Source organism: Luteimonas sp. 9C (assembly GCF_902506295.1).
Taxonomy (GTDB): Bacteria; Pseudomonadota; Gammaproteobacteria; order Xanthomonadales; family Xanthomonadaceae; genus Luteimonas.
In genome coordinates this window covers 1,963,513-1,989,704 of record NZ_LR733312.1, presented here as the reverse complement: position 1 = coordinate 1,989,704, position 26,192 = coordinate 1,963,513, and the positions used below count along the sequence as shown (strand labels likewise).

Sequence of the window (26,192 nt, the reverse complement as noted above, 5' to 3'; positions counted from 1 at the left end):
GCGATGCAGGCATTGAGCCAACCGTTCGCGGCCGCCCTCGTGGCGGCCGCGTGCGTTGCGGCCATCGGCATCGCCGCATTCGCGTGGCTGCTGTTCCGCGAGCCGCGGCAACTGATCCGCGCCGAGTACGCGCGCCAGCGTCGAAGGCTGCGGCTGCGCGTGCATCGCGCGCGCATCGACGGCCTGCGCTGGTGCTGGACCGAACGCGCGGGCACCGATGCGTCCGCGTCGACGCTGGTGATGCTGCACGGCTACACCGGCAGCAAGGAGAACTGGTACCGGCTGGTGCCCGAACTCGATGCGCGCCATCGCCTGGTCATGCCGGATCTGCCGGGCTGGGGCGACAGCGAACGCATCGCGGATGCGGATCACGGCTTCGTCGCCGAAGCCGCGCACGTCGCTGCGTTCCTGCGTCATCTCGATGCAGGCCCGGTGGTGCTGCTGGGGCATTCGATGGGCGGCGGCATCGCCGCACTGGTCGCCGCGAAATATCCCGAGCTCGTCGCGCGCGTCGGTCTGCTCGATGCGGCCGGCGTGCACTTCGAGGACAACGCCTTCGGTCTCGCCGTACTCGACGGCCGCAATCCCTTCGGCATCGAGGACACCGCGTCGATGGAGCAGTACATGTCCGTGCTGTTCCACGAACGCAGTGCGCGGCCGCCGCTGCCCTGGCCGGGCACGATCGCGTTCGTGCGCCATCGCCGCAATGAGGCCGCGTTCGAACAATCGGTGCTCGATCGCATCGGCCGCAGTGACGAACGGTTTGCGCCCGGCGATGCTGCCGGCGAGATCCGTCAGCCTGCGGTGCTGATCTGGGGCGCGCACGATGCGGTGATCGATCCGAGCGCGATGGCCCTGTACGCTGCCCGCATGCCGCAGGCGCGTCAGGTCCTGCTCGAGCGCAGCGGCCACATGACCCTGATGGAGCAACCGCGCGATGTCGCCGACGCGGTGCACTGGCTGATCGAACGAGGAACGCCCGCATGACATCCCGACACCTGCTCGCCACCGCACTGCTCGCCGCGCTGCTCCCGCTGACCGCCTGCCAGGATCGCGAAGCCCAGGCCGCCGCACAGGCGCAGGCCCAAGCCGCCGCAGCCGAACAACAGGCCGAAGCGGCGGAGGCTGATTTCGAAGCCGCCATCGCGATCGAGAACTGGGCATTGGCGAAGGCACAGGCCGACGTGTTGCTCGCGCGCTACCCCGACACCGCCGCCTCAGAACGCGTGCGTGCGAAGTTCGACGACGTCGCGGCCAAGGGCGAAGCGTTGCGCGAAACCGCGCGCACCCAGGCGTTGTGGATCTACAACACCGCGAACGTCGAAGGCGGCGAACAGCTGTCGGCGGCGATCTACGCCAAAGACAACATCGACGTCGATGGCACCGGCGCGAAACAGGTGCGCCTGATCTTCCGCGACCATCCGTCCTGGGGACGCAGCAGCTACCTCGTGCTGCAGGCCGGCGATTTCGACTGCTACCCCAGCTGCCGCGTCAGCGTGCGCGTCGACGACGGCGAGCCGCGACGCATGGCGGCAAACCGCCCGAAGACCGACGAGGCCATCGCCATGTTCATCGACGACGAGCGCGCGCTGTGGCGCCTGCTCGACGGCGCGAGGACGGTGTCGATCGAGTTCCCGGTGAAGGCGGGCGGCACGCGGATCGCGGTGTTCGAGGTGGCGGGGCTGGATCGGGCGAAGATGCCGAAGTGGGGGTGAGGTGCGTCGGGCGGTTGTCTGCAGCCTCGATGGCTACTAGCGCCTCAGTGCTCGATCTTCGCGAATCGGTTCGTCCCCGGCATTCCAGCGGACGCCGGACTGCATCCTCATTTCCGCGCGGCATCACCAATCGCCCGATGTGGGATCTCGCGAAGATGGAAGCCCCGTGGTTCCGCTGACGCGAGACGCCTCCAGCGTCTAGTGGAATGTTGACGCAGCGACATCCGCAGAGCGCGCTCCCGCAGAGGCGGTCAGCAGGAGCATAGGTCAGCGGCAGTTGGCCTGGGCGAGCGCGACACGCTGATTCGCTGCAGTGCGCTCGCGCGTCACCATGCGCTGGCTGGCATCGCGCTGCGCGCGCAGTCCCGACCGGTCGGTCGGATCCGCGGCATCGCCACCGCGCGCTGCACGTTGCGTCTCGACCGCTGCAGCCTGTCGTTGCGCGCTCGCCACACGCGCATGGCTGGTCGGCTGGATCGACGCGGTCGCGCGTTGCAGACAGCGGTCGCGCGCGGCATTTCCTGACGGATCAGCAGCAGAGCGCGTGCCCGTCGCCGTCGGAATCCGCGGCGCCGGTTCCACCTGACGCAGCGTCTGTCCGGCATGTGGCGGCGGATCGGCCGGGTCGCGCAACTGCTGCGCAGTCGCAGGCAATGCGACGCACGCGATCAGCAGCGATGTCGTCAGGGCATGGATGAGACGCATGGAAGAGTTCCGGAGGTGCGCGAGGCGTGCGCTCTAGATGCCGCCGCACATCCGGTGGGTCAAGGCATGGCGGGACGAAGATTCAGCCGCGGGCCGGCTGTCGTCCCGCGGGCTCCGCATCGTCGGGATCGACACCGGCCAGCGGCGCCGGCGGATGGGCCGGCACTTCCGACGGAATCGCGCCCGGTTCGCGCGGCGCATCGCCGAGCATGCGCGCGCGGCGCCAGCCGCCCCACCGGTAATAGGCGATCGACAGCAGCATCGCCAGCAGCGCACTCGCGGGGAAGCTCCACCAGATCGCATCCACGCCCAGCACCGGCTGCATGAGTGTCGCGAACGGCACGCGCACGCCCCACAAGGTGACCGCCAGGATCAGCAGCGGCGGCATGACCGCGCCGGTCGAGCGCACCACGCCGAACAGCACGAAGGTCACGCCGAAGAACAGGAACGACCAGACCGCGATGCGGTTGAGATGTCGTGCGGTCTCCAGCGCCACGCTGGCATCGCCGAGGAACAGCGACAGTGCGGCGCGGTCGAGGAGCAGCAACAGCGCGATCAGTCCGCCGGTCATCAGCACGTTGAAGCCCACGCCGGTGGCGGCGATGCGCGAAACGCGATCCCAGTGACCGGCGCCGACGTTCTGCGCCGCCATCGTCGAACACGCTGCGCCGATCGCCATCGCCGGCATCTGCACGTAGGTCCACAGTTGCAGCGCGGCGCCGTAGCCGGCGGTGGTGTCGACGCCGTGCGCGTTGACCATCGAGATCATCGCGATCATCGCCGCCGACAGCATCACCATCTGCAGCCCCATCGGCAGGCCCTTGGCCAGCAGCGCACGCACGATGGTCCAGTCGGGCCGGTAGAGATGGCGCTCGGTGCGATGGATCCACAGCCGGTGGCGGCGATGGCGCAGCCACGCGAGCAGGGCGATCAGGCCGAGCGCGTTCGCGATCAGGCTCGCCAGTGCCGCGCCGGCCATGCCCATGTCCGGCAGCGGGCCGACGCCGAGCATCAGCAACGGCACCAGCACGATGTCGAGCGCGACCACCAGCAGCAGGAACAGGAACGGCGTGCGCGCATCGCCGGCGCCGCGCAGGATTGCCGACAAAAAGGCGAAGGCGTACAGGAACGGCACGGCGAGAAAGATCAGCTTCAGATACGCGTCCGCATGCGGCAGCGCTTCGGCCGGCGTGCCCATCCACAGCAGCACGGGGCGCGACAGCGGCAGGCCGACCAGCGCGACCAGCACCGAGGCGGTGAGGAAGAACGTCGCGCTGGTACCGATCACGCGCTTGGCGCCGGGCAGATCGTCGCGGCCGATCGCCTGGGCCACGAGGATCGTCGCCGCCATGCCGACGCCGAACACCGCGCCCAGCAGCAGGAACAAGATGTTGTTGGCGTTCGCGATCGCCGCCAGGGCGCCCTCGCCGAGGAAGCGCCCGATCCAGACCGCATTCACCGAACCGTTGAGCGATTGCATCACGTTGCCGCCCAGGATCGGCAGGGCGAAGGCGAACAGCGTGGGGCCGATCGCGCCGCGGGTCAGGTCACGTGGGCGGGCGGTGGGATCGGCAGGTCGGCGTCGCGGCATGCGCGCATTCAATCGTCAAGCGGATCGCGGTGCGGTGAGGACACGGGTTGGCGTGTCGCGGAACGGCGCCGCCGGAGCGTGCGGGATCAGAGCTCCATCGCGAAGGGCCGCCTCCCGGGCCACCCGCGAACGGGTATCGCACGCCAAACTGTGACCTGTGCACGCTGGGGCACCCCCCATCTGTCGCCCGGGGCCGCCGGCCGGGACACTGCCTCCATACGGGGTCACCCGTCCCCCGCCGATCCAGGAGCCCGCCGTGAGCCTCAACGCCCTCTCGTCCTCCGACACCGCACAGCGTCTGCAGAGCCTGCCGCCGCCGGGCGAGGCGACCCAGTCTTACACCGCGCAGCGCGGCGACACGCTGTCGGAGATCGCCAGGGCGCACGGCGTCAGCCTCGACGGATTGCTGGCGGCGAACCCACAGGTGCTCAACCCCGATGTCATCTACCCCGACCAGGCCATCGCACTACCGGCGGGCGTGAAGCCGCTGGGAGGCGAGGGTGCGCCGGTCAGCGCGACGACCGCGGCCAACGACCCGCAGGCGCCCTACAGCGGTGGTCCGCTGGATCGCACCCAGCTGGCCCAGCTCTTCCACGAGGCCGGCTTCCGCGGTGAGAACCTGGTGAGCATGGTCGCCATCGCGATGCGCGAATCCAGCGGCGATCCGGCCGCCTTCAACGGTAACCGCGCCACGGGCGACCAGTCCTATGGCCTGACCCAGATCAACATGCTCGGCGGCATGGGCCCGGAACGTCGCGAAGCCTTCGGCCTGACGTCGAACGACCAGCTGTTCGACCCGCAGACCAACGCGCGGGTCGCATTCGAACTGTCGAACAACGGGACCAATCTCTCCCCCTGGGGCGCCTACAAGGGTCTGACGAACACCTACAACACCGATGTGTCCGCCGCACGCGCGGCCGTCGCCGACGCGCAGGCGCAGGGCTTGCTCGGCACGCCGTTCAATGGTGGCGCACGTACCGGCGACGCCGCGCCCGTGCAGCAGAACGCACCGGCGTCGGCAACGCCGACGCTGGAGCGCGACGACCGCGGCCCGGCCGTCGTGGATCTGCAGAACCGCCTGGCGGCTGCGGGTTTCAGCCCCGGCACTGCCGACGGCATCTTCGGCGCCCGCACCGAGAGTGCGGTCCGCAGCTACCAGGCCAGCCGTGGCCTCGAGGTCGACGGCATCGTCGGCCCGAACACCTGGGCGCAGCTCAACGGCGCGCCTGCGGTCAATCCGCCGCCGGCCACCGGGCCGGTGGCGCCGGGCGACGTCGCCCAGGTCAGCGATGGCCCGAGCAACGCCCGCATTGCCGGCCTGCATCCCGAGCTGCGCGGCCAGGCGGCCGAATTCGTCAATCGCGTCGAACAGGAGCTGGGCATCACCCTGCGCGTGACCCAGGGCTTCCGCACCTACGCCGAGCAGGACGCCCTGTATGCCCAGGGCCGCACCACGCCGGGCGACATCGTCACCAATGCGCGCGGCGGCTACAGCAACCACAACTTCGCCACCGCCTTCGACGTCGTCGAAGTCCGCCCGAACGGCAGCGTCAACTGGAACCCGGACTGGCAGGCCATCGGCCGCATCGGCACCGACATGGGTCTGGAATGGGGCGGCAACTGGACGACCTTCGTCGACCGGCCGCACTTCCAGCTCGATACCGGTCTGAGCACCGCGGACATGCGCGGCCGGATCGCGGCCGGCAACGTAGACGCGGATGGGTTCGTCAATCTGCGTTGATGCGAAGTTATGGGAATTGGCAACGACACAGGGCGCCGAGAGGCGCCTTGTGCGTTGGGGCCCGGCGAATACGCGTGAATCCAGCTGGCCCGGTGGGTCGGAAAGAGGTGAACCGGGGGACCGATATCCGCGCCAACAAACACGCGCGGCAGCTGTGGGCGATGCTGGCGCGGGGCGAAGATTACGACGCCGAAGCTTGGCTGAGGCATCCGATGGTGCAGAGGCCGGCGAAGCGCAAGACACACGCCATGGCCACCTGAAAGCGGGGCACGGCACACGAGGTTCAATGCCAGGGCGAACAGGTAGCAAGCGGTCAGACCGTCCCGAAGAGAGCCTGACTAACAAGGTGGCGCCATCGCATGACACGGCTTATCCCCGTGCATGGGCCAAACCGATGAATGAGAGAGGCCGTCGGGTGCGGTTTTTTACCCTGGTCCGGATCGCAACCCCGATCCAACAAGACCGATTAAGGAAATGCAGTCTGGCAGCGCTTGAATCCCCAAATCACTATGGCGAGTGGCACGCAGCACGCAGCAAGACTAAGGAGCAGCGAACGACTGAAGCTCAAGGCAAGGACATCATGCACTCGGGGTTGACGGGAAGCTCTTTACGGATGTTAGGCGCCAACTGGAAGCACACGCCGCGCTAGAACTACGATGCCGCCAACGATGAGCGCCACCAGCAGCGAGAAGCCGCCAAACATTGCAAAGGCCTCAAGAGAAAATGGGGAGGGCAAGCCGCGCTCTTGAATTGAAGATGCAACTGCAAAGAGGAGTGGATTTGCAATCGCACTGACCAACGATGCGCGCCAGAAGCCGCGCAGTTGCCAATGGCAGAAGGCGGCCACTGCAAAGGCAAGCCCGGTAAGGACCAGCATGCCCATCGGAATAACTGGAAGGTCCATCTGTCAAATCTCCTTGTCGTAAGCGCCTAACGCCTGAGTTAAGCCGAAACGCGAAGCGGTTTCGGCTTGAACGAATAGTTAGGCCGCAGGCTACCCACGACACCTGAACCTTGTAAAGAAGGCCTTGTGTGCGAGCCACGTGAGCAAAGGTGCAGCAACCAGCACGACAACCGTAGCGTAGTTGCCAAAGTCGGTGTCACAAGCAAGAACAGAGTGACCACCGTGATTACAGCGAACGTCTCCAGGAAGAAGCTGACTGCGCCGCCAGAGCCACCACAGCACGCCAGCGGTGCTGCAGCACGCTAGGACCAGCGCAGCAAATGCGGGTATGTGGATACTGCGCCTCATCTCTGCGGCCTAACGCCTGAATTAAGCCGACTGGCGAAGCCAGTTCGGCTTGAATGAACTGTTAGGCGGCACGATCTCATCGAAGCCTGTAGTGGGTGGGATTGGCAAAAACAGCCGCTGCCGTTTGTTGCGCCTGCTGGTCCGTCAACTTTGCCTGTTGCAGCACCCTAACTACGGCTGAGAGATCGCGAGATGCAACTGCAGAATCGAAAGCGACGAACAGGCCAAAGTGAGCGAGCCGCTCATTGACCGTCATGCCTCCGATTTGATCGATCTCGCTCATTGCTCTTTGCCGCCTAACGCATGAATTAAGCCGATCCGCGAAGCGGATTCGGCTTGAATGAATTGTTAGGCAGCTCAGCCGTAAACGACCACATTGCCACCACCTTGACCGACCGCAACCATGCCCGACGGCCCCACCACCTGCCAAGCCTCATAACCACTTGAGTCAGCGACAGCCTGAAGAATCAGCACACCGAAGTGGAGAGTGAGATCAGCGGTCCCCTGCGCTACTTGGACCGCGATGAGTGTGTGGCCGAGCAACTTGCCCGCAAGCTCCGATACAGCATGTACTGGCTCATTGAGGCCGAAGAGTTGCCCCTCGTCTTGGCTGGTGCGCGTCAAAGTGCCAGATATGAGTAAGCGCCATAGCGACTCAATTTGTACGTTATAGCCGCCAGTCAAAGTAATAGCGCAAGTGCCGCCTTCCCATTGCTCTATGGCGTTAACAGTCTGGCCTATGAGCTGCGAAGTCCAAGAATCATCCATGAGCTGCCTAACACCAGAATTAAGCCGACCCGCGAAGCGGGTTCGGCTTGAATGAAATGTTAGGGCTCACGCCCCGCATGCTGGTACGACGGCCGGTGCCGGACTCATGTACGTAACCTCTCCCGCACAGATTTGATAAGCAAATGAAGTGCTGGTAACGCCGGAGTCCGGAATAGTCGCGGTATGCATGACCTTGCCGGATGGGGCGATGAGTCTGATCAATGCGCCATCAGGGCTGGCTGAATTGCCCGGTGTCGCAAGCTCAAGTGTGGAACCATCGGAAAGGTGAAGCTTAGCGGCTTGTTTGGAGGGCAACTGCACGTCGAGTGCAATTGGCAAAGAGTCGTCGAGTTGCAAAGTGCCAGTGAACTGAACGCGCTCTGGGGCGCCAGCCGATGCAACAAGAGAAACGCTGGTCAAGAACACAAATGCGGCTACAGCTTTCATCGTGCACCTCCAAGTTGTGGGATTGCTGCTCGTGAGCCCTAACGCCTGAATTAAGCCGATCCGCGAAGCGGATTCGGCTTGAATGAATTGTTAGGCCGCAGCCGGAGGAGCACAAAAACCACAATTGGGAGTGCAGCCGCGAACACTAGCAAGTCTATGGCGAGAACTGCGAGCGTGAAGGGTCTAGAGGATGGCACCGACATGAGATAGAAATCGAAGGCAGCGCCGAAGAGCGAGATGGTGGTGGCAACGAGAAGAGCGTACTGCCGATAGAGCAGCGCAACCGGAACCGCGAAGGCGATGCCGGCGAACAGACCGCAAAGGGCAGAAGCCGCAAGAAGCCCGGACAGCTGCAATGGCCGTGAGGAGAACAAATCCGGCAGCCACTGCGCCCAGAGTGCGAGACGTGAGTGAACGAGCCAGTAGCCGTATAGCAGCGGAAAGTAGAGAAGGATCTGTACGACGAGTCTCATAGATCTCCCATGCGGCCTAATGCTTGAGTTAAGCCGCGCCGCGAAGCGGCGTCGGCTTGAATGAACTGTTAGGCCGCTGACTGGTGCCCACTAACGGAACCGCAATTGTGCTTCTACATTGCCCGACAATGCCGCCGCAACAGCATCTTGCCACTCTTGAACTAACGCCTGATCTGCGGGAGACCCGTCTGCAAGTAGTGACATTGACCCAAGAATCCCGCCAAGCTCCTCGCAGCCCAGCGAGAATTGCTTGTCTAAGAAAGCATACATAGCCAAATACGCTTGATCTTGAGTCAACTGCGCTTGTGTAGTCATCGCGGTGCGTGCTCCTGCGGCCTAACGCTTGAATTAAGCCGTGCCGCGAAGCGGCATCGGCTTGAATGAATTGTTAGGCGGCACCCGCAGACGCCAACCTAGCCACGCGAACAGTAAAACTGAAATCGCCAACGAAGCAGCGGCCCACACCGAATTGCTCGGATAGTCGGGGCCCTCAAGTAGCACTGACAATACATTGGGCGGGATGATAGGCAGCATGCCCGGTGGTGGCATCGGCGCCACTAGCAAGCCAAGCAAGGCGCCTGTAAGTGGGCGAACCCATGGCAGGAAATCGGCGCGGCGATAGCGGAACGCCAAGAAAGCAAACGCGATTAGCAACGGCAAAGCAAACATGACCCAAGTGGCAAATGCCGTTACAACAGCGAGTAATAATCTCTCAACGTCCATGGAGATACTCCGTGCCGCCTAACTAGTATTCGACCCCGGATGCGGGGTGTTGCGCCGAGTATGCGTCGGGTGTGGGCCAGCCGCAAAGGTGGTGTCTGGCAAAGGGAATCAAGGGTTTGACGCATGTGGGGCAGTCTTCGCGATCGCGTGGCCGACTGCGTTATCAGGCAGGAGCCGATAAGCGGTGTTATGCGACGAAAGCGGGGTGTAACGCAGCTGAGTGGTGGTTGGAACAAATACCAATTCTCCAGATAGCGGATCTGGTGAAGCGCCGCAGGCCTCCCTGGATCGCGACAAACTTCACGCAATAAAAAGGCGCCCCGAAGGACGCCCTTGTTTCATTCGTCGCAATGTCGCCCGACTCAAGCCGTCGTCTTGCTTTCCAGCGCATACCCGAACTGCTGGCGGAACTGGAGCGAGAACTCGGCGTAATCGAAACGCTGGTTCTGCGTGCCGGGGTGTTCGACCTTCAGCGCACCCATCAGGTTGCCGATGCGGCCGATGGTCAGCCAGTCGCAGCCCTTCTCGATGCCGAACAGCAGGCCGGCACGGAAGGCGTCGCCGCAGCCGGTGGGGTCGGTGACGCGACGTTCGTGCGCGGGCGGGATGTCGTGGGTCTGGCCTTCGGCGTGGATGACGACGCCCTTGGGGCCGCGGGTGCAGATATAGGCGCGCACCTTGCCGGCGATGACGGTCTCGTCCCAGCCGGTGCGCTCCTGCAGCAGGTTGGACTCGTAGTCGTTGACGACGACGTAGTCGGCCAGCTCGATGAAGTTGCGCAGTTCTTCGCCGTTGAACAGCGGCATGGCCTGGCCGGGGTCGAAGATGAAGGGGATCTTGCCTTCCGAGAATTCCTGCGCGTTCTGCAGCATGCCCTCGCGGCCGTCCGGGCCGACGAGGCCGATGGTCACGTTCGGGACGTCCTTCACGTGGTTCTCGTGGCTGCGCATCATCGCGCCCGGATGGAAGGCGGTGATCTGGTTGTTGTCCAGATCGGTGGTGATGAAGGCCTGCGGCGTGAACAGGTCGGGGATTTCGCGGACCTGCGACAGGTCGATGCCGTGTTCCTCGAACCACTCGCGGTAGGGACCGAAGTCCTGGCCCACGGTGCCCATCGGAATCGGGTCGCCGCCCAGCAGCTTGAGGTTGTAGGCGATGTTGCCGGCGCAGCCGCCGAATTCGCGACGCATCCGCGGCACCAGGAACGAGACGTTCAGGATGTGCACCTTGTCCGGCAGGATGTGGTTCTTGAACTGGTCGGGGAACACCATGATGGTGTCGTAGGCCAAGGAGCCGCAGATCAGTGCAGACATCGGGCGGAAGCTCGCGCGCGGAAAGGTCGCACAGGGTACCGGCGCGGGGGGCGCGAGGCCAGCGCGGAGCCGGTCACGCCGGCGCGCGGGGCCCCGGAACGGACGCCGACCGGGCGCGCAACTGGGGGTGTCCCGGGGCCGCGGGCGGGCTGCTTTTTTGCTAGGCTAATCCGCTTCGTTTCGCCTCTCTGCCGGACGCCCTCCCCCGATGTTCAAGAAGTTCCGCGGTCTCTTCTCCAATGACCTGTCCATCGACCTGGGCACTGCAAACACCCTCATCTTCGTCCGCGGCCAGGGCATCGTGCTCAACGAGCCGTCGGTCGTGGCCGTGCGCCAGGATCGGACCGCCGGCCAGAAGGTCGTCGCCGCGGTCGGTTCGGAAGCCAAGCAGATGCTCGGCCGCACGCCCGGCAACATCACCACGCATCGCCCGATGAAGGACGGCGTCATCGCCGATTTCACCTACACCGAGGAGATGCTGAAGTACTTCATCAAGAAGGTGCACAAGTCGCGCTTCCTGCGGCCCAGCCCGCGCGTGCTGATTTGCGTGCCGGCGGGGTCCACCCAGGTGGAGAAGCGCGCGATCAAGGATTCGGCGCTCGAAGCAGGTGCACGTGACGTGTCGCTGATCGAAGAGCCCATGGCGGCCGCGATCGGCGCCGGCCTGCCGGTCACCGAGGCGCGCGGTTCAATGGTCGTCGACATCGGTGGCGGCACCACGGAAGTGGCGGTGATCGCGCTCAACGGCATCGTGTACTCGCAGTCGGCCCGCATCGGCGGCGACCGCTTCGACGAGTCGATCATCAACTACGTGCGCCGCAACCACGGCATGCTGATCGGCGAGTCCACGGCCGAGCGCATCAAGCTCGAGATCGGCTGCGCCTACCCGCAGGAAGAGGCGATGGAGATGGAAGTCTCCGGCCGCCATCTGGCCGAGGGCGTGCCGAAGATCGTGACCATCAGCTCCAACGAGGTTCTCGATGCGCTGCGCGAGCCGCTGTCGGGCATCGTCGAGGCGGTGAAGCAGGCCCTCGAACAGACGCCGCCGGAACTGTGCGCCGACGTCGCCGAGCGCGGCATCGTGCTGACCGGTGGCGGCGCGCTGCTGCGCGATCTCGACCGCCTGATCAGCGAAGCCACCGGCCTGCACGTGCAGGTGGCCGAAGACCCGCTGACCTGCGTCGCCCGCGGTGGCGGTCGGGCGCTGGAACTGCTCGACCTGCACGGCAACGAGTTCTTCGCGGACTGATGGCGTCGGGACCGGCGATCGGAGCGCAGTTCTGGTCGTCATCCCGTCGTCGCCGCAATACCCGTGCGGCCCGGGGCCGTGTCCCGCCTGCGGATCTGCTGCGCCGTCCCGCGGCGGGCCCGCGATCCGGCCGGCGCCCGCGCGTGCCCGGGCAACGATCCTGCGGCCTTCGACTGTTGAGCCCACGTCCGAGATGACGCCGAGCGACCGCCCCTGATGTCCGCCTACGCCAGCTCTCCCGCGCCCCGGCCCGGCGATGTCGCCGGCACGCTGCGTCTGCTCGCCTATCTCGCCCTGTCGTGTGCGCTGGTGGTCAGTGATCACCAGGGGGGCTGGCTGTCGCAGTTCCGCCAGCAGGCCAGCGTGGCGATGCAGCCGCTGTGGTGGCTGGCCGGTCTGCCGTCGCGCCTCGGCGACAGCATGCGCAACGATGCCGCCACGCGCACCCAGTTGTCGGCCGACAACCGCCGCCTGCGCAACGAGCTGCTGGTGCTCAACGCCGGCCAGGCGCGTCTGCGCGTGGAAGCGGTCGAAAACGCGCGGCTGCGCGCGCTGCTGGGCGCGGTGGAGCAGGGCAGTCTCGACGTGCAGCTGGCGCCGATCCTCGATGTCGACCAGGACCCCACGCGGCAGCGCCTGCTGCTCGACGCCGGCAGCCGCAATGGCGTGCGCGTGGGCCAGAGCGTCATCGATGCCGGTGGCCTGCTCGGCCAGGTCATCACGGTGACGCCACTGACCTCGACCGTGCTGCTGGTGACCGATCTCGAGCACGCGGTGCCGGTGATCATCGCCCGCAACGGCGTGCGTCTGGTCGCCTACGGCAGCGGACGCGCCGATCACCTCGCGCTGCGCAACATTCCGCTGTCGGCGGAGGTCGAAGTCGGCGACACGCTGGTGACCTCGGGTCTGGGCGGGCGGTTTCCGCCGGGCTTTCCGGTCGGCACCATCACCGAACTGCAGCCCGACGACAGCCGCGCGTTCCTGGTCGGCGATCTGACCCCGGCCGCCCAGCTCGATCGCGGGCGCGACGTGTTGCTGCTGCGCGATGTCGTGGTCCCGGTGACGACGGCCGATCTCGAAGCCGCCGCCGAACGCGAGGCCGCGGCGCGCGCGCAGGCCGAGGCCGACGCGGCGGCCGTGCCTGCCGAGGGCGCCGACGCGGCGCTGCCCGACACCGGCGACACCCCGCCCGCGGATACGCCGCCCCCCGCGTCGACCGGCAACCCGGACGCGCCGGCCGCGGCCACGCCGCCCACGCAGGCGCCGCAGCGATGAGCCGTCGTCGTCATCCCTGGGTGCTGCCGGTCAGCCTGTTCGTCGCCCTGCTGCTCGGCCTGTTGCCGTTGCCGCCGGGCCTGCAGCCGTTCCGGCCGTTCTGGCTGGCGCTGGTCGTCGGCTACTGGGTCATCGAGGATCCCGACCGCGCGGGGCTGGGCTTCGCGTTCTCGATGGGCCTGATCGCCGATCTCGCGTTCGGCGGCCTGCTCGGCGAGCAGGCGCTGCGGCTGGTGATCATGGCGTTCATCCTGCAGCGCTTCCGCTCGCAACTGCGCTTCTTCCCGGTCGCGCAGCAGGCGCTGGCGATCGGCGGTCTGCTGCTCAACGACCGCATCGTCAGTGCGGCGGTCCACTTCGCGCTCGGCGTACCGCAACTGCCGTGGGCGTACTGGCTGGCGCCGTTGATCGGCATGCTGCTGTGGGCGCCGCTGTATCTGGTCATGGACGCACTGCGCTTCGGGCGCAAGTCCTGAGGGCGGGCGGCGATGGCCAGGCGCGGGCGCCGTCCCGACATCCGCAACAACGCGGCCGAGGCCGCGGCGTTCCGTACGCGCGCGCTGATCGGGTTCGGCGCCGTCGTGCTGGCGCTGGGCGTGCTGGCGGGCTGGTACTTCAAGCTGCAGGTCGTCGACCACGACATCTACGCCAAGCGCTCGGAAGCCAACCGCATCAAGCCGCGGCCGGTGGTGCCTGGGCGCGGGCTGATCCTCGACCGCAAGGGCCGCATCCTCGCCGACAACGAGCAGGCCTACCGGCTCGAGGTCACGCCGGAGGAAGCCGGCGACACGCGTCGGCTGATCAGCGAACTGTCGCGGATCATCGCGCTGTCGCCCGACGACATCGCCCGGTTCGACCGCGAGCGCAAGGCGCAGCGGAGCTTCCGCGCGGTCACGCTCAAGCTGCGCATCAGCGAGGACGAGATGGCGCGCTTCGCGCTCGACCGCTGGCGCTTCCCGGGCGTCGAAGTGGTGCCGTATCTCAACCGCTACTACCCCTACGGTGATCTGTTCGCGCACGTCGTCGGCTATGTGGGCCGCACCGACGAGAGCGACGTCGCACGTTACGGCCAGGGACATCTGCTGTATCCGCAGACCGGGCGCACGGGCCTGGAGCGGTATTACGACGAAGCGTTGCGCGGCAAGATCGGTTACGAGCAGGTGGAAACCAACGTCGAAGGGCGTGCCCTGCGCCGGCTCGGCCTGCTGCCCGCGACCGCCGGCGCCGACCTGCGCCTGAGCGTGGACGCGGACCTGCAGCAGGCGATGGTGCTGGCCTTCGGCGGCCTGCACGGCTCGGCGGTGGCGGTGGAGCCGGCGACCGGCAACATCCTCGGCATGGTCAGCCTGCCGAGCTTCGATCCGAATCTCTTCGTCAACGGCATCTCGCACGACGACTACCGCAGCCTGATGGACGATCCGGCGCGTCCGCTGTTCAACCGCAACGTGCTCGGCGGCGGTCCGCCGGGTTCGACGATCAAGCCGCTGGTCGCGCTGGCCGGTGTCGACAGCGGGCTGCGGACGCCGGAATCGCGCGTGTTCTCGACCGGCGAATTCTTCATTCCCGGGCAGCGCCGCGGGTATCGCGACGCCGCGCGCGGCGCCGGCTGGACCGATCTGCGCGACTCGATCGCACGTTCGGTGAACTACTACTACTACCAGCTCGCCTACGAGATGGGCATCGAGCGTTTCGACCAGTACATGACGCGCTACGGCTTCGGCCAGCCCACCGGCATCGACCTACTGGGAGAGAACGCCGGCATCGTGCCGTCTCCGCGCTTCAAGGCCTCGCGGACGCGCGAGCCCTGGTATGCGGGCGAGACAGTGATCGCCGGCATCGGCCAGGGCTACTGGATCGCGACTGCGCTGCAGCTCGCCCGAGGCACCGCGGCGATCGCCAACGGCGGACAGCTCAACACGCTGCACCTGGCCCACGAACGCCGTGACGGTTTCGATGCGCCGTGGCGGGTGGTCCCGCGCCCGGCGCCGACCGCCATCACCGACAACCCCGCGCACCTGCGTGCGGTGCAGGAGGGCATGGTCACGACCATCCACGGCCGCGGCACCGGCACGCGCATGGCGATCGGCGCGGACTACCGCATGGCCGGCAAGACCGGCACCGCGCAGCGCGTCAGCCGTCGCGGCAGCGCGAGCATGGACCCGCGCAACCTGCCGTACCACCTGCGCCATCAGGCGCTTTTCGTCGGCTACGCGCCCGCCGAGAATCCGACGATCGCGGTCGCCATCACCGTCGAGCACGGTGGCTACGGCGGCAGCACGGCCGCGCCGATCGCGCGCCGCATCTTCGATGCCTGGCTGCTGGGCAAGATGCCCGAGGTGGAAATCGACGCCGCCACCGGCGCGCCGGCCGCCGTCGCGGCGATCGTGCCGGAGGCCAACCTCGCGCCCGAGCCGTCGTTCGAAGCGGTCGTCGCCGGTGTGCGCACCGCGCCGCGGGACGCCAACGGCCGGTTTCCCGGCGTACCGCCGGCGGACGCAGCCGCGACCGGCGCGCCTTCGACCGGCAATGCGCCGCCGACGGAGACGACGCCATGAACGTGATCCTGCGCTGGCTGCTGGAAATGCTGCAGCGCTTCACCCGCACCCTGGACTGGCCGCTGCTGGCGGCGCTGCTCGCATTGATGGGCATCGGTCTCGCCGTGCTGCACAGCGCGACCAACCAGAACGTCGCGATGGTCGCGTCGCAGGCCAGCCGTTTCGTCATCGGACTCGGCGCGATGTGGGTGCTCTCGCGCATTCCCGCCGTGCAGCTGCGCCGCTTCACCCCGGCCGCTTACGTCGCCTCGCTGCTGCCGCTGGTCGCCGTGCTGTTCATGGGCACCGGGCGCAGCGGCCAGCACTGGATCAACCTGGGCGTGTTCTACGTGCAGCCGGCCGAACTGATGAAGCTGTCGCTGCCGATGATGGCGGCCTGGTGGCTGGGCCAGCAGCCCACGCCGCCGCGGCTGTCCACGATCGGCATCGCGGCGGCGATCATCGGCCTGCCGACCGGCCTGATCCTGCTGCAGCCCGATCTGGGCACCGCGGTCCTGGTCGCCTCGGGCGGCGTGTTCGCGCTGTATCTGGCCGGTCTGTCGTGGTGGTGGTTCATCGGCGGCGCCACCGCGTTCGCGGTCGCCGCGCCGGCGGCCTGGTTTTGGTATTTCCAGCAGTACCAGAAGGACCGCATCCTGACCTTCCTCGATCCCGAATCCGATCCGCTGGGCACCGGCTGGAACATCATCCAGTCGAAGATCGCGATCGGCTCGGGCGGGTTCTCGGGGCAGGGCTGGGGCGACGGCTCGCAGTCGCACCTCAACTACGTGCCCGAGCACACCACCGACTTCATCTTCGCCGTGCTGAGCGAGGAGTTCGGCTGGCTCGGCGTGATCGTCGTGCTGGGCCTGTACCTGTTCATCGTCGGCCGCTGCCTGTGGATCGCCAGCGAGGCGCGCGACGGCTTCTCGCGTCTGCTGGTCGGCAGCCTGGGCCTTGCGCTGTTCGTCTACGTCATCGTCAACGGCGGCATGATCTCCGGCCTGCTGCCGGTGGTCGGCGTGCCGATGCCGCTGCTGAGTTTCGGTGGCACCGCGGCGGTGTCGCTGCTGGCCGGATTCGGTGTGGTGATGGCGGTGCAGGCGAGTGCGACGCGGCGTCGCTAGCCTTACCGGCCCTGACTGCGCCGGTGCAACGGTGCGTGCCGCGCGCACGTGCGTGCTAACCTCGCCGCCGATGAGCCGACGCCCGTTTTTCCGACTCGCCGTGGCCGCGCTGCCCTTCGCATTGGCAGCGTGTGCGACCCCCGTCAACCCGTCCGATGGTCATGCCGAGGACTTCGGAGCGGTGACGCCGTTGCCCGAGCCTGCACGCACCGAAGGTGCCCTGCTGGCGCCGGTGCCGCAGCCGCCCGAACGCCCGGTCGCGCCGAGCCCGGTCACCGATCCGGCGATCCCGCGCGCGCAGCGTGTCGAGAACTTCGTCAACTACACCGCCGCGACTTACGGCGCCGATCCGGCGCACGTGCGCGACGTGCTGGCGAAGGCGCAGGTGCAGCAGGCGATCCTCACCGCGATCAGCCGCCCGGCCGAAGCCGTGCGCCCCTGGCGCGACTACCGCCCGATCTTCATCAACGATGCCCGCATCAACGGCGGCGTGGCGTTCTACCGCGAGAACCGCGCCGCGCTCGACCGCGTGGCGGCCGAGACCGGCGTGCCGGCCGAATACATCGTCGCGATCATCGGCGTGGAGACCAGCTACGGCCGCATCACCGGCAACTGGAAGGTGGTCGACGCGCTGTACACGCTGGCATTCGACTACGCGCCGCGCGCCCCGTTCTTCGCCGGCGAACTCGCGCAGCTTTTCGCACTCGAGAAGGCCGAGCCGCAGCTCGACGTGCTGGACCTCAAGGGCAGCTACGCCGGCGCGATGGGCATGGGCCAGTTCATGCCGTCGAGCTATCGCCTGTGGGCGAAGGACGGCGACGGCGATGGCCGTCGCGACCTGCTGACCCACAAGCCCGACGTGTTCGCGTCGATCGCCAACTACTTCGTCGTGCACGGCTGGCAGCGGGGCGGCCCGGTCGTCGCCCGCGCCCAGCGCGATGCGTCCGCGGCCGACTTCAAGCCTGAGAACTGGGATCCGGTGTATCCGCTGGCCGATCTGGCCAGGCGTGGCTACACCCCGGCGCCGGGCCAGCCGACCGGCGAGGGCGCCACGCTGCTGTCGCTCGATGGCGAGGCCGGCATGGAGTACTGGCTGGCGTATCGCAACTTCTACGTGATCACCCGCTACAACCGCTCGCCGATGTATTCGCTGTCGGTGCACCAGCTCGCACAGGCGATCCGGGCCGGGGTCGGTCCGTGATCCGATGGCTGCTGCCGCTGGCGGCGGTGGCCCTGCTGGCGGGCTGCGCGGGTAACGCCAAGCGCGGTGATGCGCCTGTGGCCGGTGGTACCACCGCGGCGCCGGCGCCTGCCGGCAGTGCGCCTCGGCCCGCGTCGGGCGCGCGCGGAGTATCGCCATACGCACCGGCGCAGGAAGATCCCAGCACCCGCGGCCACTACACCGCCGGCGGTCTGTACCGCCCGGGCGTGCCGGACAGCCTCCCCGATTATTTGCCCAATGTGGACGCGATTCCGGAACCGGAGGTCGTTGACCTGCCGCGTTCCCCGGTCGGCAACCGCAGCCCCTACCAGGTGCTGGGCAAGAGCTATCGCGTGCTCGACGACCACAGCGAATTCGCCGAGACCGGCACCGCGTCCTACTACGGCGCCAAGTTCCACGGCCGGCTGACCTCGAACCGCGAGGTCTACGACATGTACGCGTTCACCGCCGCGCACAAATCGCTGCCGCTGCCGAGTTTCGCGCGGGTGACCAATCTCGACACCGGCAAGTCGGTGATCGTGCGCGTCAATGATCGCGGCCCGTTCCACGATGGCCGCGTTGTCGACCTGAGCTACGCCGCGGCAGTGAAGATCGGCATCCATCCTGCGGGCACCGGTCGCGTCGAAGTGCGCGCGCTGAGCCCCGGCGAGAACGCCCGCAACGACTACGATGCGGTTGCCGCTGCGTCGCCGGCCGTGGTGCCGGTGGCTGCCGCGGCTGTCTCGCCTTCGGCGCGACTTGCGACCGTCGCCGCCACGCCGGCGGCGAGTGCGATCGATACCATTGTCGAAGCGCTGCCGTTGGCCGCCGCGCAGGCGGGCGAACGTCCGGCGCCTGCACCACAGGGCGACCCGGCGAACGGTCGCTTCAACATGTACCAGAACGGCAAGGTCATGACCGCCGACGATTTCGACGCCTGGCTCGCCTCGCGCGGGATCAAGCTCGAGAACGGCCGACAGGTGCCGATCAATCCGCAACCCGCGGCTGCGCCGGCTGCTGCAACGGCCGCCGTCGCGGCGCCGACGCCTGCGCCGCTGCGCACGGCTGCGCAGGCCCTGGGCGGCGTGACCCTGCAGGTCGCCGCCTTCGGCGCACGCGCCAATGCCGAGCGTGCGCTCGCCACACTGCGCGGCGCCGGCATCGCGGCTGCCCAGCTGCAGGACGGCACCGCCGCCGGCAAGCCGGTCTGGCGCTTGCGCGTGGGCCCGGTCGAAGCGACGCAGGTGGCCGAGGTGTCCTCGCGCGTGGCCGGCCTGGGTTTCGGCGCGCCTACCGTCGTTCGCGACTGAATTTTTTCCATCAACCGCCGGTCGACGCGGCCGGTTCCCCGGAGTTGTGCATTACATGAAACTGTCCGTAGTCGTTTCGCGCATGTTGCTGGCCGCGCTGGCCACCGCCACGGTGGGCATCGCCGTGGCGCAGGATCCCGCGCCCACGCCGCAGCCCGCGCCCCGGCCTGCCGCGCCTGCCGCCGCCGCGCCCGCGCTCAGTGACGACCTGCCGACGCCGCCCCCGCCGACCATCACCGGCACCGCCTGGATCGTCATGGATTACGCCACCGGCCAGATGCTGGCGGGCGACAATCCGGACGAGCGCGTCGAGCCGGCCAGCATCACCAAGGTGATGACGAGTTACGTCATCGCCGCCGAACTCGCCGCGGGCAAGATCAAGCCCGACGACCAGGTGCTGATGAGCGAGAACGCCTGGCGCAAGGGCGGCGCCGGCACCGACGGCAGCTACAGCGGGTTCCCGGTCAACCAGACCGCGCCGTTGCTGGACATGGAAATCGGCATGGTGGTGCAGTCCGGCAACGACGCCGCGATCGCGCTGGCCGAACACGTCGCCGGCAGCGAGGAAGCCTTCGCCCAGCTGATGAATGCCTACGCCGCGCGCATCGGCATGAAGAACAGCCACTTCGAGAACGCGACCGGCCTGTCGGGCCCGGAGCACTACTCGACCGCGCGCGATCTGGCGATCCTGGGCCGCGCGATGGTGCGCGACTTCCCCGAGGAATACGCGCACAACAAGATCAAGGAATTCACCGTCGGGCCGATCACCCAGCACAACCGCAACCGGCTGCTGTGGCGCGACGACAGCGTCGACGGCATCAAGACCGGTCACCACAGCGGCGCCGGCTACTGCCTGATGGCGTCGGCCCTGCGCGGCGACCAGCGCCTGATCTCGGTCGTGATGGGCTCGACCAGCGAGGCGCAGCGCGCCACCGATTCGCTGGCACTGCTCAACTGGGGCTTCCGGTTCTTCGAGACCCACGCCGTCTACGACGCCGGCAAGGCCGTCGCCACGCAGAAGGTCTGGAAGGGCAAGGCCGACGCGGTGAACCTGGGCGTCGCCGAGCCGATGCTGGTCTCGATGCCGCGCGGCAAGTACGCGCAGCTCAAGCCGTCGATGGACATCCCGCAGACGCTGGAAGCCCCGATCGAGAAGGGCCAGGCCATCGGCACCGTGCGCGTCGAACTCGACGGCAAGGTCATCGCCGAGCGTCCGCTGGTCGCGCTGGAGGCGGTGGAGGAAGCCGGCTTCTTCAAGCGCCTGTGGCACGAGTTCCTGATGTGGTGGAACGCCTAAGAGCGGGGGCTTTGCGGCTTCATCGGGGCCGCGTGTTCGCCTCCTTCTCCCGCCTACGGGGGAAGGGGAAGGCTGGGATGGGGGCAAACGTTCCGGTTGCGACGGACCTCGCTTTCAGGTCATCCAGCAGTGCTTGATCCTCTTTCAGCGTGTACCTGACGCGCCACCCCCACCCAATCCTCCCCCGCGATACGGGGGAGGGCTTTAACGTCCAGGCGGTTTGTCGCCAGATCATGGTCCCCCACCGCTTGGGTTCGGCCGCCACTGCCCCGATAATCCCGCGATGGATATCTCCTCCGACAACCCCGACCACGGCTTCCAGTTCCCCGGCGTCTTCGAGATCACCGCGATGGGTCCGGCCGACGCCGGCCTCGACGCCGAGATCCCGCGCCTGCTGACGGCCGTCGGTATCGCGGTGCTGCACGAAACGGTCACCGCGCGCGAGTCGAGCGGCGGCAAATATGTGTCGATCAAGCTCAGCATCCGCGCCGAGACGCGCGCGCAGTACGACGCCGCACACGCGGCCCTGCGCGACCATCCCGAAGTGAAGTGGACGCTGTAGCCCACACCACGGAACGCCGCACATGATCCGCCAGCTGCTCTATCGCAGCGGCCAGCTGTTCGAGTTCACCCTGCAGGACATGCAGCGCCTGCTGGTGCGGGCGCGCGCCTACAACGCGCGCCACGGCATCGGCGGCATGCTGCTGTTGCAGGACGGGCTGTTCATGCAGCTGCTCGAAGGCCCGGCCGACGCCGTGGACGCGCTCTACGCGCGGATCGCGTCCGATCCCCGCCACTGCGAGGTTCGCCTGATGGTGCGCGCCGAGCGCACCGCACCGCTGCTGCCCGGCTGGCACATGGCCTGGGGCGAGGCACTGCCCGTGGACGAGGCACCGCTGTTCGACGGCATCGCGCCCGATACGCGGGCGCTCACGCTGCTCGAGGGTGCGCGCAACGATCGCGTCGCCGCTGCGATGCGCGATTTCCTGCACGGTGCGCCGGTGCCCCACGGCGGCCTGGGCTGCGCGCGCGTCATGGAGCGGGTGCTGTGAGCACGACGGCGATCGTCCGCCAGCTCGGCCGTCAGCCCTACGAGCCGGTCTGGCGCGCCATGCAGCGCTTCACCGATGCACGCGGGGCCGACGATGCCGACGAACTGTGGGTCGTCGAGCACGATCCGGTGTTCACCCTCGGCCAGGCCGGCAAGCCCGAGCACGTGCTTGCGCCCGGCGACATCCCGGTGGTGCAGGTGGACCGCGGTGGCCAGGTGACCTATCACGGCCCCGGCCAGCTGGTGGTCTATCCGCTGCTGCACCTGCCGCGCCTGAAGATCGGCGTGCGCGAGTACGTCTGCAGGATCGAGCAGTCGATCATCGACACACTGGGCGACTGGAACATCGACGCCGTGCGCCGCGCCGGCGCGCCGGGCGTGTACGTCAACGACGCCAAGATCGCCGCGCTGGGCATACGCGTGCGCCGGGGCTGCACCTTCCACGGCCTGGCCTTCAACGTGGCGATGGATCTCGAACCCTTCCAGCGCATCAATCCCTGCGGCTACGCCGGCCTGCAGGTGGTGTCGCTGTCCGATCTCGGCGGGCCGTCCTCGCCCCAGGCGGTGGCGCCGATGCTGCTGGAGAATCTGGCCGCGCAGTTCGGGCTGTCCATGCGCGCAGGCCCGCCGCCGGTGCTTCAGTCCGCTGAATGACACGCAGCGTCCCCGGCGACTGGCAAGACAGTGCCGGGGCAGGGGCCTACAATGGCCCTCCGACCGCAGCCCTGGCCGCCATGTCCTCTTCCGTCGACAAATCGATTCCGCTGCAGGTGGTGTCCGCCCCGCCGCCGGCGTCGCTGCAGACCGGCGTCAAGCAGGTGGCCGGCGACAAGATCGCGCGGTCGCCGGTGCAGTTCGCCGATGCCCCCGTGCTGCGCAAGCCGTCCTGGATCCGCGTCCGCATCCCGTCCAACGGCGCGGTCGCCGCGCTGAAGTCGAAGCTGCGCGAGAACCGTCTGGTCACGGTCTGCGAGGAAGCCAGCTGCCCGAACATCCACGAATGCTTCGGCCACGGCACCGCCACCTTCATGATCCTCGGCGAGGTCTGCACGCGCCGCTGCTCGTTCTGCGACGTCGCCCACGGCCGGCCCAAGCCGCCGGATGCGGGCGAGCCGCTGAATCTGGCGAACACCATCGCCGACATGGGCCTGAAGTACGTCGTGATCACGTCCGTCGACCGCGACGACCTGCGCGACGGCGGCGCCCAGCATTTCGTCGACTGCATCCGCGAAGTCCGCAAGCAGTCGCCGCACATCCGCATCGAGGTGCTGACGCCCGACTTCCGCGGCAAGGGCCGCATGGAGCGCGCGCTGGAGATCCTCAAGAGCGATCCGCCGGACGTGTTCAACCACAATGTCGAGACGGTGCCGGACCTCTACCGCAACGTGCGGCCGGGCGCCGACTACCAGTGGTCGCTCGACCTGCTGAAGAAGTTCAAGGCCCAGCATCCCGACGTGCCGACCAAGTCCGGCATCATGCTCGGCCTCGGCGAGACCATGGAACAGGTGCAGGGCACGCTGCGCGACCTGCGCGCGCACGACGTGGACATGGTCACCATCGGCCAGTACCTGCAGCCCAGTGCGCACCACCATCCGGTGCTGCGCTACTGGACGCCCGAGGAGTTCCGCGCGCTCGAGGACTACGGCATGGCGCTGGGTTTCAGCCACGTCGCCTCCGGCCCGCTGGTGCGCTCGTCCTACCACGCCGACCAGCAGGCGATGGGCGCCGGCGTCGCCGCCTGATCCGGGCCGACGCCGTCGCGGGCGACTGACGCCGCGATGAACGCAGCGTCGATTCATCCTGTATCCGTAGAGTCGATTGCACCCGGCGTGCAACTTTCGGCACTGTCGACACGTCTGTTCACGCGACAGCCTCGAAGGCTTGTCGCATGATGCCCCGCATCCGCAATCCAGGACCCTGCATGAAAGCTTCCCGCGTCGTTTCCGGCTCCCTGATCGCCCTCGCGCTGGCGGTGCCGCTTGCGCTGATGGCCCGGCCCGACGCCATCGCCGACGTACCGGCGACGCCGAACGCCGACCAGATGGCCGCGTCGAAGCTGGTCTACGGATTGCTGTCCGACAGCCGCTACGCCTACCGGCCCCGCGCGCTCGACGGCAGCCTGTCGGGCGAGATCTTCGACCGGTACTTCGAGAATCTCGACGCCGGCAAGCTGTTCTTCACCCAGCAGGACATCGCCCGGTTCGAACCGCTGCGTAGCGGCATGGGCGCGGCCGTCCGCGACGGTGACGTCGCCCCTGCGCTGGAAGTGTTCGCGCTCTACAAGCAGCGCGTGGCCGAGCGCATCACCGGCGCGCGCGAGCTGCTGAAGCAGGACATCTTCGATTTCAGCGGCACCGACCGCTGGGAATACGACCGCGAGGACGCTCCGTGGGCGGCCGACGCGGCCGAGCTCGACACCCTGTGGCGGCAGTCGGTGCGCAACGACTGGCTGCGCCTGAAGCTCGCCGGCAAGGCCGACGACGAGATCCGCAAGACGCTCGACCGTCGTTACCTCAACACCGCGAACACGGTTGCCTCGCTCAACGACGAGGATGCCTTCAGCAGCTTCCTCAACGCCTACACCGGCTCGATCGATCCGCACACCGACTACTTCAACCCGCGCGCGGCGCGCCTGTTCAACCAGAGCATGTCGCTGTCGCTCGAGGGCATCGGCGCGCAGCTGCAGAAGCAGGACGACGTGGTCGTGATCCGCGAGGTCATCCCCGGCGGTCCGGCCGCGATGAGCAACCGCTTCAAGCCCGGCGATCGCATCGTCGGCGTCGGCCAGGGCACCAACGGCCCGATGGAAGACGTGATCGGCTGGCGCATCGACGACGTGGTCGACAAGATCAAGGGTCCCAAGGACACCCAGGTGCGCCTGGACGTGATCCCGGCCCAGGCCACGCTCGACAGCGAACCGGTGCGCATCACGCTGACCCGTGCGCGCGTGCGCCTGGAAGAGCAGGCGGCCAAGGCCGAGACGCTCACCCTGCCGGCCGATACCGAAGGCGGCCGCGAGAAACAGATCGGCGTGATCAAGCTGCCGGCGTTCTACCAGGACTTCGAAGGGCGCCGGAACCGTGATGGCGAGTACGCGTCGGCGACGCGCGACGTCGCGCGCCTGCTCGAGGAGTTCAAGGCCAAGAAGGTCGACGGCGTGGTGCTCGACCTGCGCAACAACGGGGGCGGCTCGCTCAACGAGGCGGTCGAACTGACCGGCCTCTTCATCGACCAGGGTCCCGTGGTGCAGGTGCGCGAATCCGGCGGCCGTGTCGGCGTGCAGGGCGATCGCGAACCAGGTGTCGCCTGGGACGGTCCGCTGGCGGTGCTGATCAACCGCGGCTCGGCGTCGGCGTCGGAGATCGTGGCCGGTGCGATCCAGGATTACGGTCGCGGCCTGATCATCGGTGAGACCACCTTCGGCAAGGGCACGGTGCAGAACCTGGTCGATCTCGACCGCTGGCCCGCGAACGAGACCAAGCGCTTCGGCCAGGTCAAGCTGACCATTGCGCAGTTCTTCCTGCCGGGCGGCAGCAGCACCCAGAACAAGGGCGTCGAGCCGGACATCCATTTCCCGGTGACGGTGGATGCCACCGAATTCGGCGAAAGCACCTACGACAACGCGCTGCCGTGGACCCGCATCGCCGCCGTGCCGCATACCCAGTACGGCGATTTCGCGCCGCTGCTGCCGCGCCTGGAACAGCTGCACGACACGCGCGTCGCGACCGACAAGGAGTTCGTCTGGTGGGCGGAGGACATCGCCGAATTCCGCGCCGAGCGTGAGAAGAAGTTCGTGTCGCTCAACGAGGCCGAGCGCCGTACCGAGCGCGACCGTCAGACCGAGAAGCGTCAGGCGCGTCAGGAAGAGCGTCGCGCGCTGGGCCTGGAGCTCGATCCGCTGGCCGAGGATTCCGACGACGATGGCCTGCAGGCCAGCGAGCGTGCGATCGCCCAGCAGAACCGGTTGGAGAAGGCCGCCGAAGAGCGTCCGGACCCGCTGCTGCGCGAGTCGGCCGCGATCCTGGCCGACGCGGTGCGCCTGCTCAACGCGGATCGCGACCTGTCGGCCACGGTGCTGCCGGAGTCGACGGCGCCGGGTCGCTGGGCGCGTTGATCCGTTGACACGCTGGAACACGAAGCCGCCGCGAGTGATCGCGGCGGCTTTTCGTTATGTGGGGTTGCGGCTGAGGCGCACCAAGAAATTTCGCCGAACACGTGGACTCGACGCCTTCCCCCGCTGGGCGGGGGAAGGTTGGGATGGGGGCGGACGGATAGGTTTTTTGAACCCGGAGTTCCATGCGAAGCCCGAGCCCTAAGCTTGGAGACCCGCCATCCTGCCAATCGAGGTCGTCTACGCGCGCGCAATCAAAGCCCTCCCCCGCGAGCGGGGGAGGGCTTTGATTGCGCGCGCGTAGACGAC

The 26,192-nt window shown here is 67.6% G+C and carries 26 protein-coding genes; 16 read left to right on the top strand and 10 right to left on the bottom strand.

All coding sequences use genetic code 11. From position 1 onward, the window contains the following. Positions 1 to 12: 12 nt before the first annotated feature. The gene (locus CURTO8I2_RS09090) at positions 13 to 987 is read left to right on the top strand and encodes an alpha/beta hydrolase (protein ID WP_236551048.1); all 975 of its coding nucleotides are present in this window, start codon (positions 13 to 15) and stop codon (positions 985 to 987) included. Beyond that, on the top strand, positions 984 to 1,715 hold the full coding sequence (locus CURTO8I2_RS09085; RefSeq protein ID WP_159680535.1) for a hypothetical protein: 732 nt from the start codon (positions 984 to 986) through the stop codon (positions 1,713 to 1,715). Before CURTO8I2_RS09090 ends, CURTO8I2_RS09085 begins: the two co-directional genes overlap by 4 nt. Before the next feature lie 267 nt (positions 1,716 to 1,982). Here the strand turns inward: CURTO8I2_RS09085 and CURTO8I2_RS09080 are convergent, their stop codons facing one another. Next, entirely contained in the window at positions 1,983 to 2,420 is a 438-nt protein-coding gene (locus CURTO8I2_RS09080; RefSeq protein WP_159680533.1) for a hypothetical protein, read from the bottom strand. A gap of 82 nt (positions 2,421 to 2,502) precedes the next feature. Further along, entirely contained in the window at positions 2,503 to 4,011 is a 1,509-nt protein-coding gene (locus CURTO8I2_RS09075) for an MATE family efflux transporter (protein WP_159680531.1), read from the bottom strand. 256 nt (positions 4,012 to 4,267) lie between these two features. Here CURTO8I2_RS09075 and CURTO8I2_RS09070 point away from each other — a divergent pair, with 256 nt between their 5' ends. Then, entirely contained in the window at positions 4,268 to 5,752 is a 1,485-nt protein-coding gene (locus CURTO8I2_RS09070) for a peptidoglycan-binding protein (RefSeq protein ID WP_159680529.1), read from the top strand. A 616-nt stretch (positions 5,753 to 6,368) separates the two neighbouring features. On the opposite strand, the gene CURTO8I2_RS09065 is transcribed toward CURTO8I2_RS09070, so the two are convergent. The 8 genes from CURTO8I2_RS09065 to CURTO8I2_RS09030 all read right to left on the bottom strand — a co-directional run bounded on the left by CURTO8I2_RS09065 (position 6,369) and on the right by CURTO8I2_RS09030 (position 10,728). Next, complete coding sequence (locus CURTO8I2_RS09065) at positions 6,369 to 6,656, bottom strand: hypothetical protein (protein WP_159680527.1); 288 nt, start codon at positions 6,654 to 6,656, stop codon at positions 6,369 to 6,371. Positions 6,657 to 7,080: 424 nt separating this feature from the next. Then, positions 7,081 to 7,287: a hypothetical protein gene (locus tag CURTO8I2_RS09060; protein ID WP_159680525.1), complete on the bottom strand. Its 207-nt coding sequence runs from the start codon at positions 7,285 to 7,287 to the stop codon at positions 7,081 to 7,083. A 74-nt stretch (positions 7,288 to 7,361) separates the two neighbouring features. Next, positions 7,362 to 7,772 carry a DUF6188 family protein gene (locus tag CURTO8I2_RS09055; protein WP_159680523.1) on the bottom strand — a complete coding sequence of 137 codons (411 nt, stop codon included), beginning with the start codon at positions 7,770 to 7,772 and terminating at the stop codon, positions 7,362 to 7,364. Positions 7,773 to 7,838: 66 nt separating this feature from the next. After that, positions 7,839 to 8,219 carry a hypothetical protein gene (locus CURTO8I2_RS09050; protein ID WP_159680521.1) on the bottom strand — a complete coding sequence of 127 codons (381 nt, stop codon included), beginning with the start codon at positions 8,217 to 8,219 and terminating at the stop codon, positions 7,839 to 7,841. Between the two features lie 50 nt (positions 8,220 to 8,269). After that, the gene (locus CURTO8I2_RS09045; RefSeq protein ID WP_159680520.1) at positions 8,270 to 8,692 is read right to left on the bottom strand and encodes a hypothetical protein; all 423 of its coding nucleotides are present in this window, start codon (positions 8,690 to 8,692) and stop codon (positions 8,270 to 8,272) included. A 90-nt stretch (positions 8,693 to 8,782) separates the two neighbouring features. Then, the gene (locus CURTO8I2_RS09040) at positions 8,783 to 9,007 is read right to left on the bottom strand and encodes a hypothetical protein (protein WP_159680518.1); all 225 of its coding nucleotides are present in this window, start codon (positions 9,005 to 9,007) and stop codon (positions 8,783 to 8,785) included. 33 nt (positions 9,008 to 9,040) lie between these two features. Further along, entirely contained in the window at positions 9,041 to 9,415 is a 375-nt protein-coding gene (locus CURTO8I2_RS09035) for a hypothetical protein (protein WP_159680516.1), read from the bottom strand. Between the two features lie 362 nt (positions 9,416 to 9,777). Next, positions 9,778 to 10,728 carry a carbohydrate kinase family protein gene (locus CURTO8I2_RS09030; protein WP_159680514.1) on the bottom strand — a complete coding sequence of 317 codons (951 nt, stop codon included), beginning with the start codon at positions 10,726 to 10,728 and terminating at the stop codon, positions 9,778 to 9,780. Between the two features lie 208 nt (positions 10,729 to 10,936). Between CURTO8I2_RS09030 and CURTO8I2_RS09025 the strand changes: the two genes are divergently transcribed. The 13 genes from CURTO8I2_RS09025 to CURTO8I2_RS08965 all read left to right on the top strand — a co-directional run bounded on the left by CURTO8I2_RS09025 (position 10,937) and on the right by CURTO8I2_RS08965 (position 25,886). Beyond that, positions 10,937 to 11,977 (top strand): rod shape-determining protein, encoded by a 1,041-nt coding sequence (locus CURTO8I2_RS09025; RefSeq protein ID WP_159680512.1) that lies wholly within the window; start codon positions 10,937 to 10,939, stop codon positions 11,975 to 11,977. A gap of 216 nt (positions 11,978 to 12,193) precedes the next feature. Next, positions 12,194 to 13,252, top strand: coding sequence for a rod shape-determining protein MreC (mreC, locus tag CURTO8I2_RS09020; protein WP_159680510.1), 1,059 nt, complete (start codon positions 12,194 to 12,196; stop codon positions 13,250 to 13,252). After that, positions 13,249 to 13,728, top strand: coding sequence for a rod shape-determining protein MreD (gene mreD, locus CURTO8I2_RS09015; RefSeq protein ID WP_159680508.1), 480 nt, complete (start codon positions 13,249 to 13,251; stop codon positions 13,726 to 13,728). Before mreC ends, mreD begins: the two co-directional genes overlap by 4 nt. A 12-nt stretch (positions 13,729 to 13,740) precedes the next feature. Continuing rightward, positions 13,741 to 15,807 carry a penicillin-binding protein 2 gene (gene mrdA / locus CURTO8I2_RS09010; protein ID WP_159680506.1) on the top strand — a complete coding sequence of 689 codons (2,067 nt, stop codon included), beginning with the start codon at positions 13,741 to 13,743 and terminating at the stop codon, positions 15,805 to 15,807. Further along, a complete protein-coding gene (gene rodA / locus CURTO8I2_RS09005) occupies positions 15,804 to 16,913 on the top strand; it encodes a rod shape-determining protein RodA (RefSeq protein WP_159680504.1) in 1,110 nt (369 codons plus the stop codon). Before mrdA ends, rodA begins: the two co-directional genes overlap by 4 nt. 70 nt (positions 16,914 to 16,983) lie before the next feature. Continuing rightward, on the top strand, positions 16,984 to 18,114 hold the full coding sequence (gene mltB / locus CURTO8I2_RS09000; RefSeq protein ID WP_159680502.1) for a lytic murein transglycosylase B: 1,131 nt from the start codon (positions 16,984 to 16,986) through the stop codon (positions 18,112 to 18,114). Next, positions 18,111 to 19,424, top strand: a complete 1,314-nt coding sequence (locus CURTO8I2_RS08995; protein WP_159680500.1) for a septal ring lytic transglycosylase RlpA family protein — start codon at positions 18,111 to 18,113, stop codon at positions 19,422 to 19,424. Before mltB ends, CURTO8I2_RS08995 begins: the two co-directional genes overlap by 4 nt. 82 nt (positions 19,425 to 19,506) lie before the next feature. Beyond that, positions 19,507 to 20,721 (top strand): D-alanyl-D-alanine carboxypeptidase family protein, encoded by a 1,215-nt coding sequence (locus CURTO8I2_RS08990; protein WP_159681621.1) that lies wholly within the window; start codon positions 19,507 to 19,509, stop codon positions 20,719 to 20,721. A 283-nt stretch (positions 20,722 to 21,004) separates the two neighbouring features. Next, positions 21,005 to 21,283 (top strand): DUF493 family protein, encoded by a 279-nt coding sequence (locus CURTO8I2_RS08985; protein ID WP_159680498.1) that lies wholly within the window; start codon positions 21,005 to 21,007, stop codon positions 21,281 to 21,283. Between the two features lie 22 nt (positions 21,284 to 21,305). Next, positions 21,306 to 21,773: a BLUF domain-containing protein gene (locus tag CURTO8I2_RS08980; RefSeq protein WP_159680496.1), complete on the top strand. Its 468-nt coding sequence runs from the start codon at positions 21,306 to 21,308 to the stop codon at positions 21,771 to 21,773. Further along, positions 21,770 to 22,426, top strand: a complete 657-nt coding sequence (gene lipB, locus CURTO8I2_RS08975) for a lipoyl(octanoyl) transferase LipB (RefSeq protein ID WP_236551047.1) — start codon at positions 21,770 to 21,772, stop codon at positions 22,424 to 22,426. The genes CURTO8I2_RS08980 and lipB overlap by 4 nt, the downstream gene beginning before the upstream one ends. Before the next feature lie 80 nt (positions 22,427 to 22,506). Next, a complete protein-coding gene (gene lipA, locus CURTO8I2_RS08970) occupies positions 22,507 to 23,514 on the top strand; it encodes a lipoyl synthase (protein ID WP_159680494.1) in 1,008 nt (335 codons plus the stop codon). A 179-nt stretch (positions 23,515 to 23,693) separates the two neighbouring features. After that, a complete protein-coding gene (locus CURTO8I2_RS08965; protein WP_159680492.1) occupies positions 23,694 to 25,886 on the top strand; it encodes a carboxy terminal-processing peptidase in 2,193 nt (730 codons plus the stop codon). The last annotated feature ends 306 nt before the right edge of the window (positions 25,887 to 26,192 follow it).

Excerpts from the sequence above, each read along its gene's own strand:
- CURTO8I2_RS08965 (WP_159680492.1), top strand. The coding sequence starts at position 23,694 with ATGAAAGCTTCCCGCGTCGTTTCCGGCTCCCTGATCGCCCTCGCGCTG.
- CURTO8I2_RS09030 (WP_159680514.1), bottom strand. The coding sequence starts at position 10,728 with ATGTCTGCACTGATCTGCGGCTCCTTGGCCTACGACACCATCATGGTG.
- CURTO8I2_RS09075 (WP_159680531.1), bottom strand. The coding sequence starts at position 4,011 with ATGCCGCGACGCCGACCTGCCGATCCCACCGCCCGCCCACGTGACCTG.
- CURTO8I2_RS09065 (WP_159680527.1), bottom strand. The coding sequence starts at position 6,656 with ATGGACCTTCCAGTTATTCCGATGGGCATGCTGGTCCTTACCGGGCTT.
- CURTO8I2_RS09035 (WP_159680516.1), bottom strand. The coding sequence starts at position 9,415 with ATGGACGTTGAGAGATTATTACTCGCTGTTGTAACGGCATTTGCCACT.
- CURTO8I2_RS09050 (WP_159680521.1), bottom strand. The coding sequence starts at position 8,219 with ATGAAAGCTGTAGCCGCATTTGTGTTCTTGACCAGCGTTTCTCTTGTT.
- mreD (WP_159680508.1), top strand. The coding sequence starts at position 13,249 with ATGAGCCGTCGTCGTCATCCCTGGGTGCTGCCGGTCAGCCTGTTCGTC.
- CURTO8I2_RS09025 (WP_159680512.1), top strand. The coding sequence starts at position 10,937 with ATGTTCAAGAAGTTCCGCGGTCTCTTCTCCAATGACCTGTCCATCGAC.
- CURTO8I2_RS08980 (WP_159680496.1), top strand. The coding sequence starts at position 21,306 with ATGATCCGCCAGCTGCTCTATCGCAGCGGCCAGCTGTTCGAGTTCACC.
- rodA (WP_159680504.1), top strand. The coding sequence starts at position 15,804 with ATGAACGTGATCCTGCGCTGGCTGCTGGAAATGCTGCAGCGCTTCACC.
- CURTO8I2_RS09060 (WP_159680525.1), bottom strand. The coding sequence starts at position 7,287 with ATGAGCGAGATCGATCAAATCGGAGGCATGACGGTCAATGAGCGGCTC.
- mltB (WP_159680502.1), top strand. The coding sequence starts at position 16,984 with ATGAGCCGACGCCCGTTTTTCCGACTCGCCGTGGCCGCGCTGCCCTTC.
- mreC (WP_159680510.1), top strand. The coding sequence starts at position 12,194 with ATGTCCGCCTACGCCAGCTCTCCCGCGCCCCGGCCCGGCGATGTCGCC.
- lipA (WP_159680494.1), top strand. The coding sequence starts at position 22,507 with ATGTCCTCTTCCGTCGACAAATCGATTCCGCTGCAGGTGGTGTCCGCC.
- CURTO8I2_RS08990 (WP_159681621.1), top strand. The coding sequence starts at position 19,507 with ATGTTGCTGGCCGCGCTGGCCACCGCCACGGTGGGCATCGCCGTGGCG.
- CURTO8I2_RS08985 (WP_159680498.1), top strand. The coding sequence starts at position 21,005 with ATGGATATCTCCTCCGACAACCCCGACCACGGCTTCCAGTTCCCCGGC.
- CURTO8I2_RS09080 (WP_159680533.1), bottom strand. The coding sequence starts at position 2,420 with ATGCGTCTCATCCATGCCCTGACGACATCGCTGCTGATCGCGTGCGTC.
- CURTO8I2_RS09055 (WP_159680523.1), bottom strand. The coding sequence starts at position 7,772 with ATGGATGATTCTTGGACTTCGCAGCTCATAGGCCAGACTGTTAACGCC.
- CURTO8I2_RS09045 (WP_159680520.1), bottom strand. The coding sequence starts at position 8,692 with ATGAGACTCGTCGTACAGATCCTTCTCTACTTTCCGCTGCTATACGGC.
- CURTO8I2_RS09040 (WP_159680518.1), bottom strand. The coding sequence starts at position 9,007 with ATGACTACACAAGCGCAGTTGACTCAAGATCAAGCGTATTTGGCTATG.
- mrdA (WP_159680506.1), top strand. The coding sequence starts at position 13,741 with ATGGCCAGGCGCGGGCGCCGTCCCGACATCCGCAACAACGCGGCCGAG.
- CURTO8I2_RS09085 (WP_159680535.1), top strand. The coding sequence starts at position 984 with ATGACATCCCGACACCTGCTCGCCACCGCACTGCTCGCCGCGCTGCTC.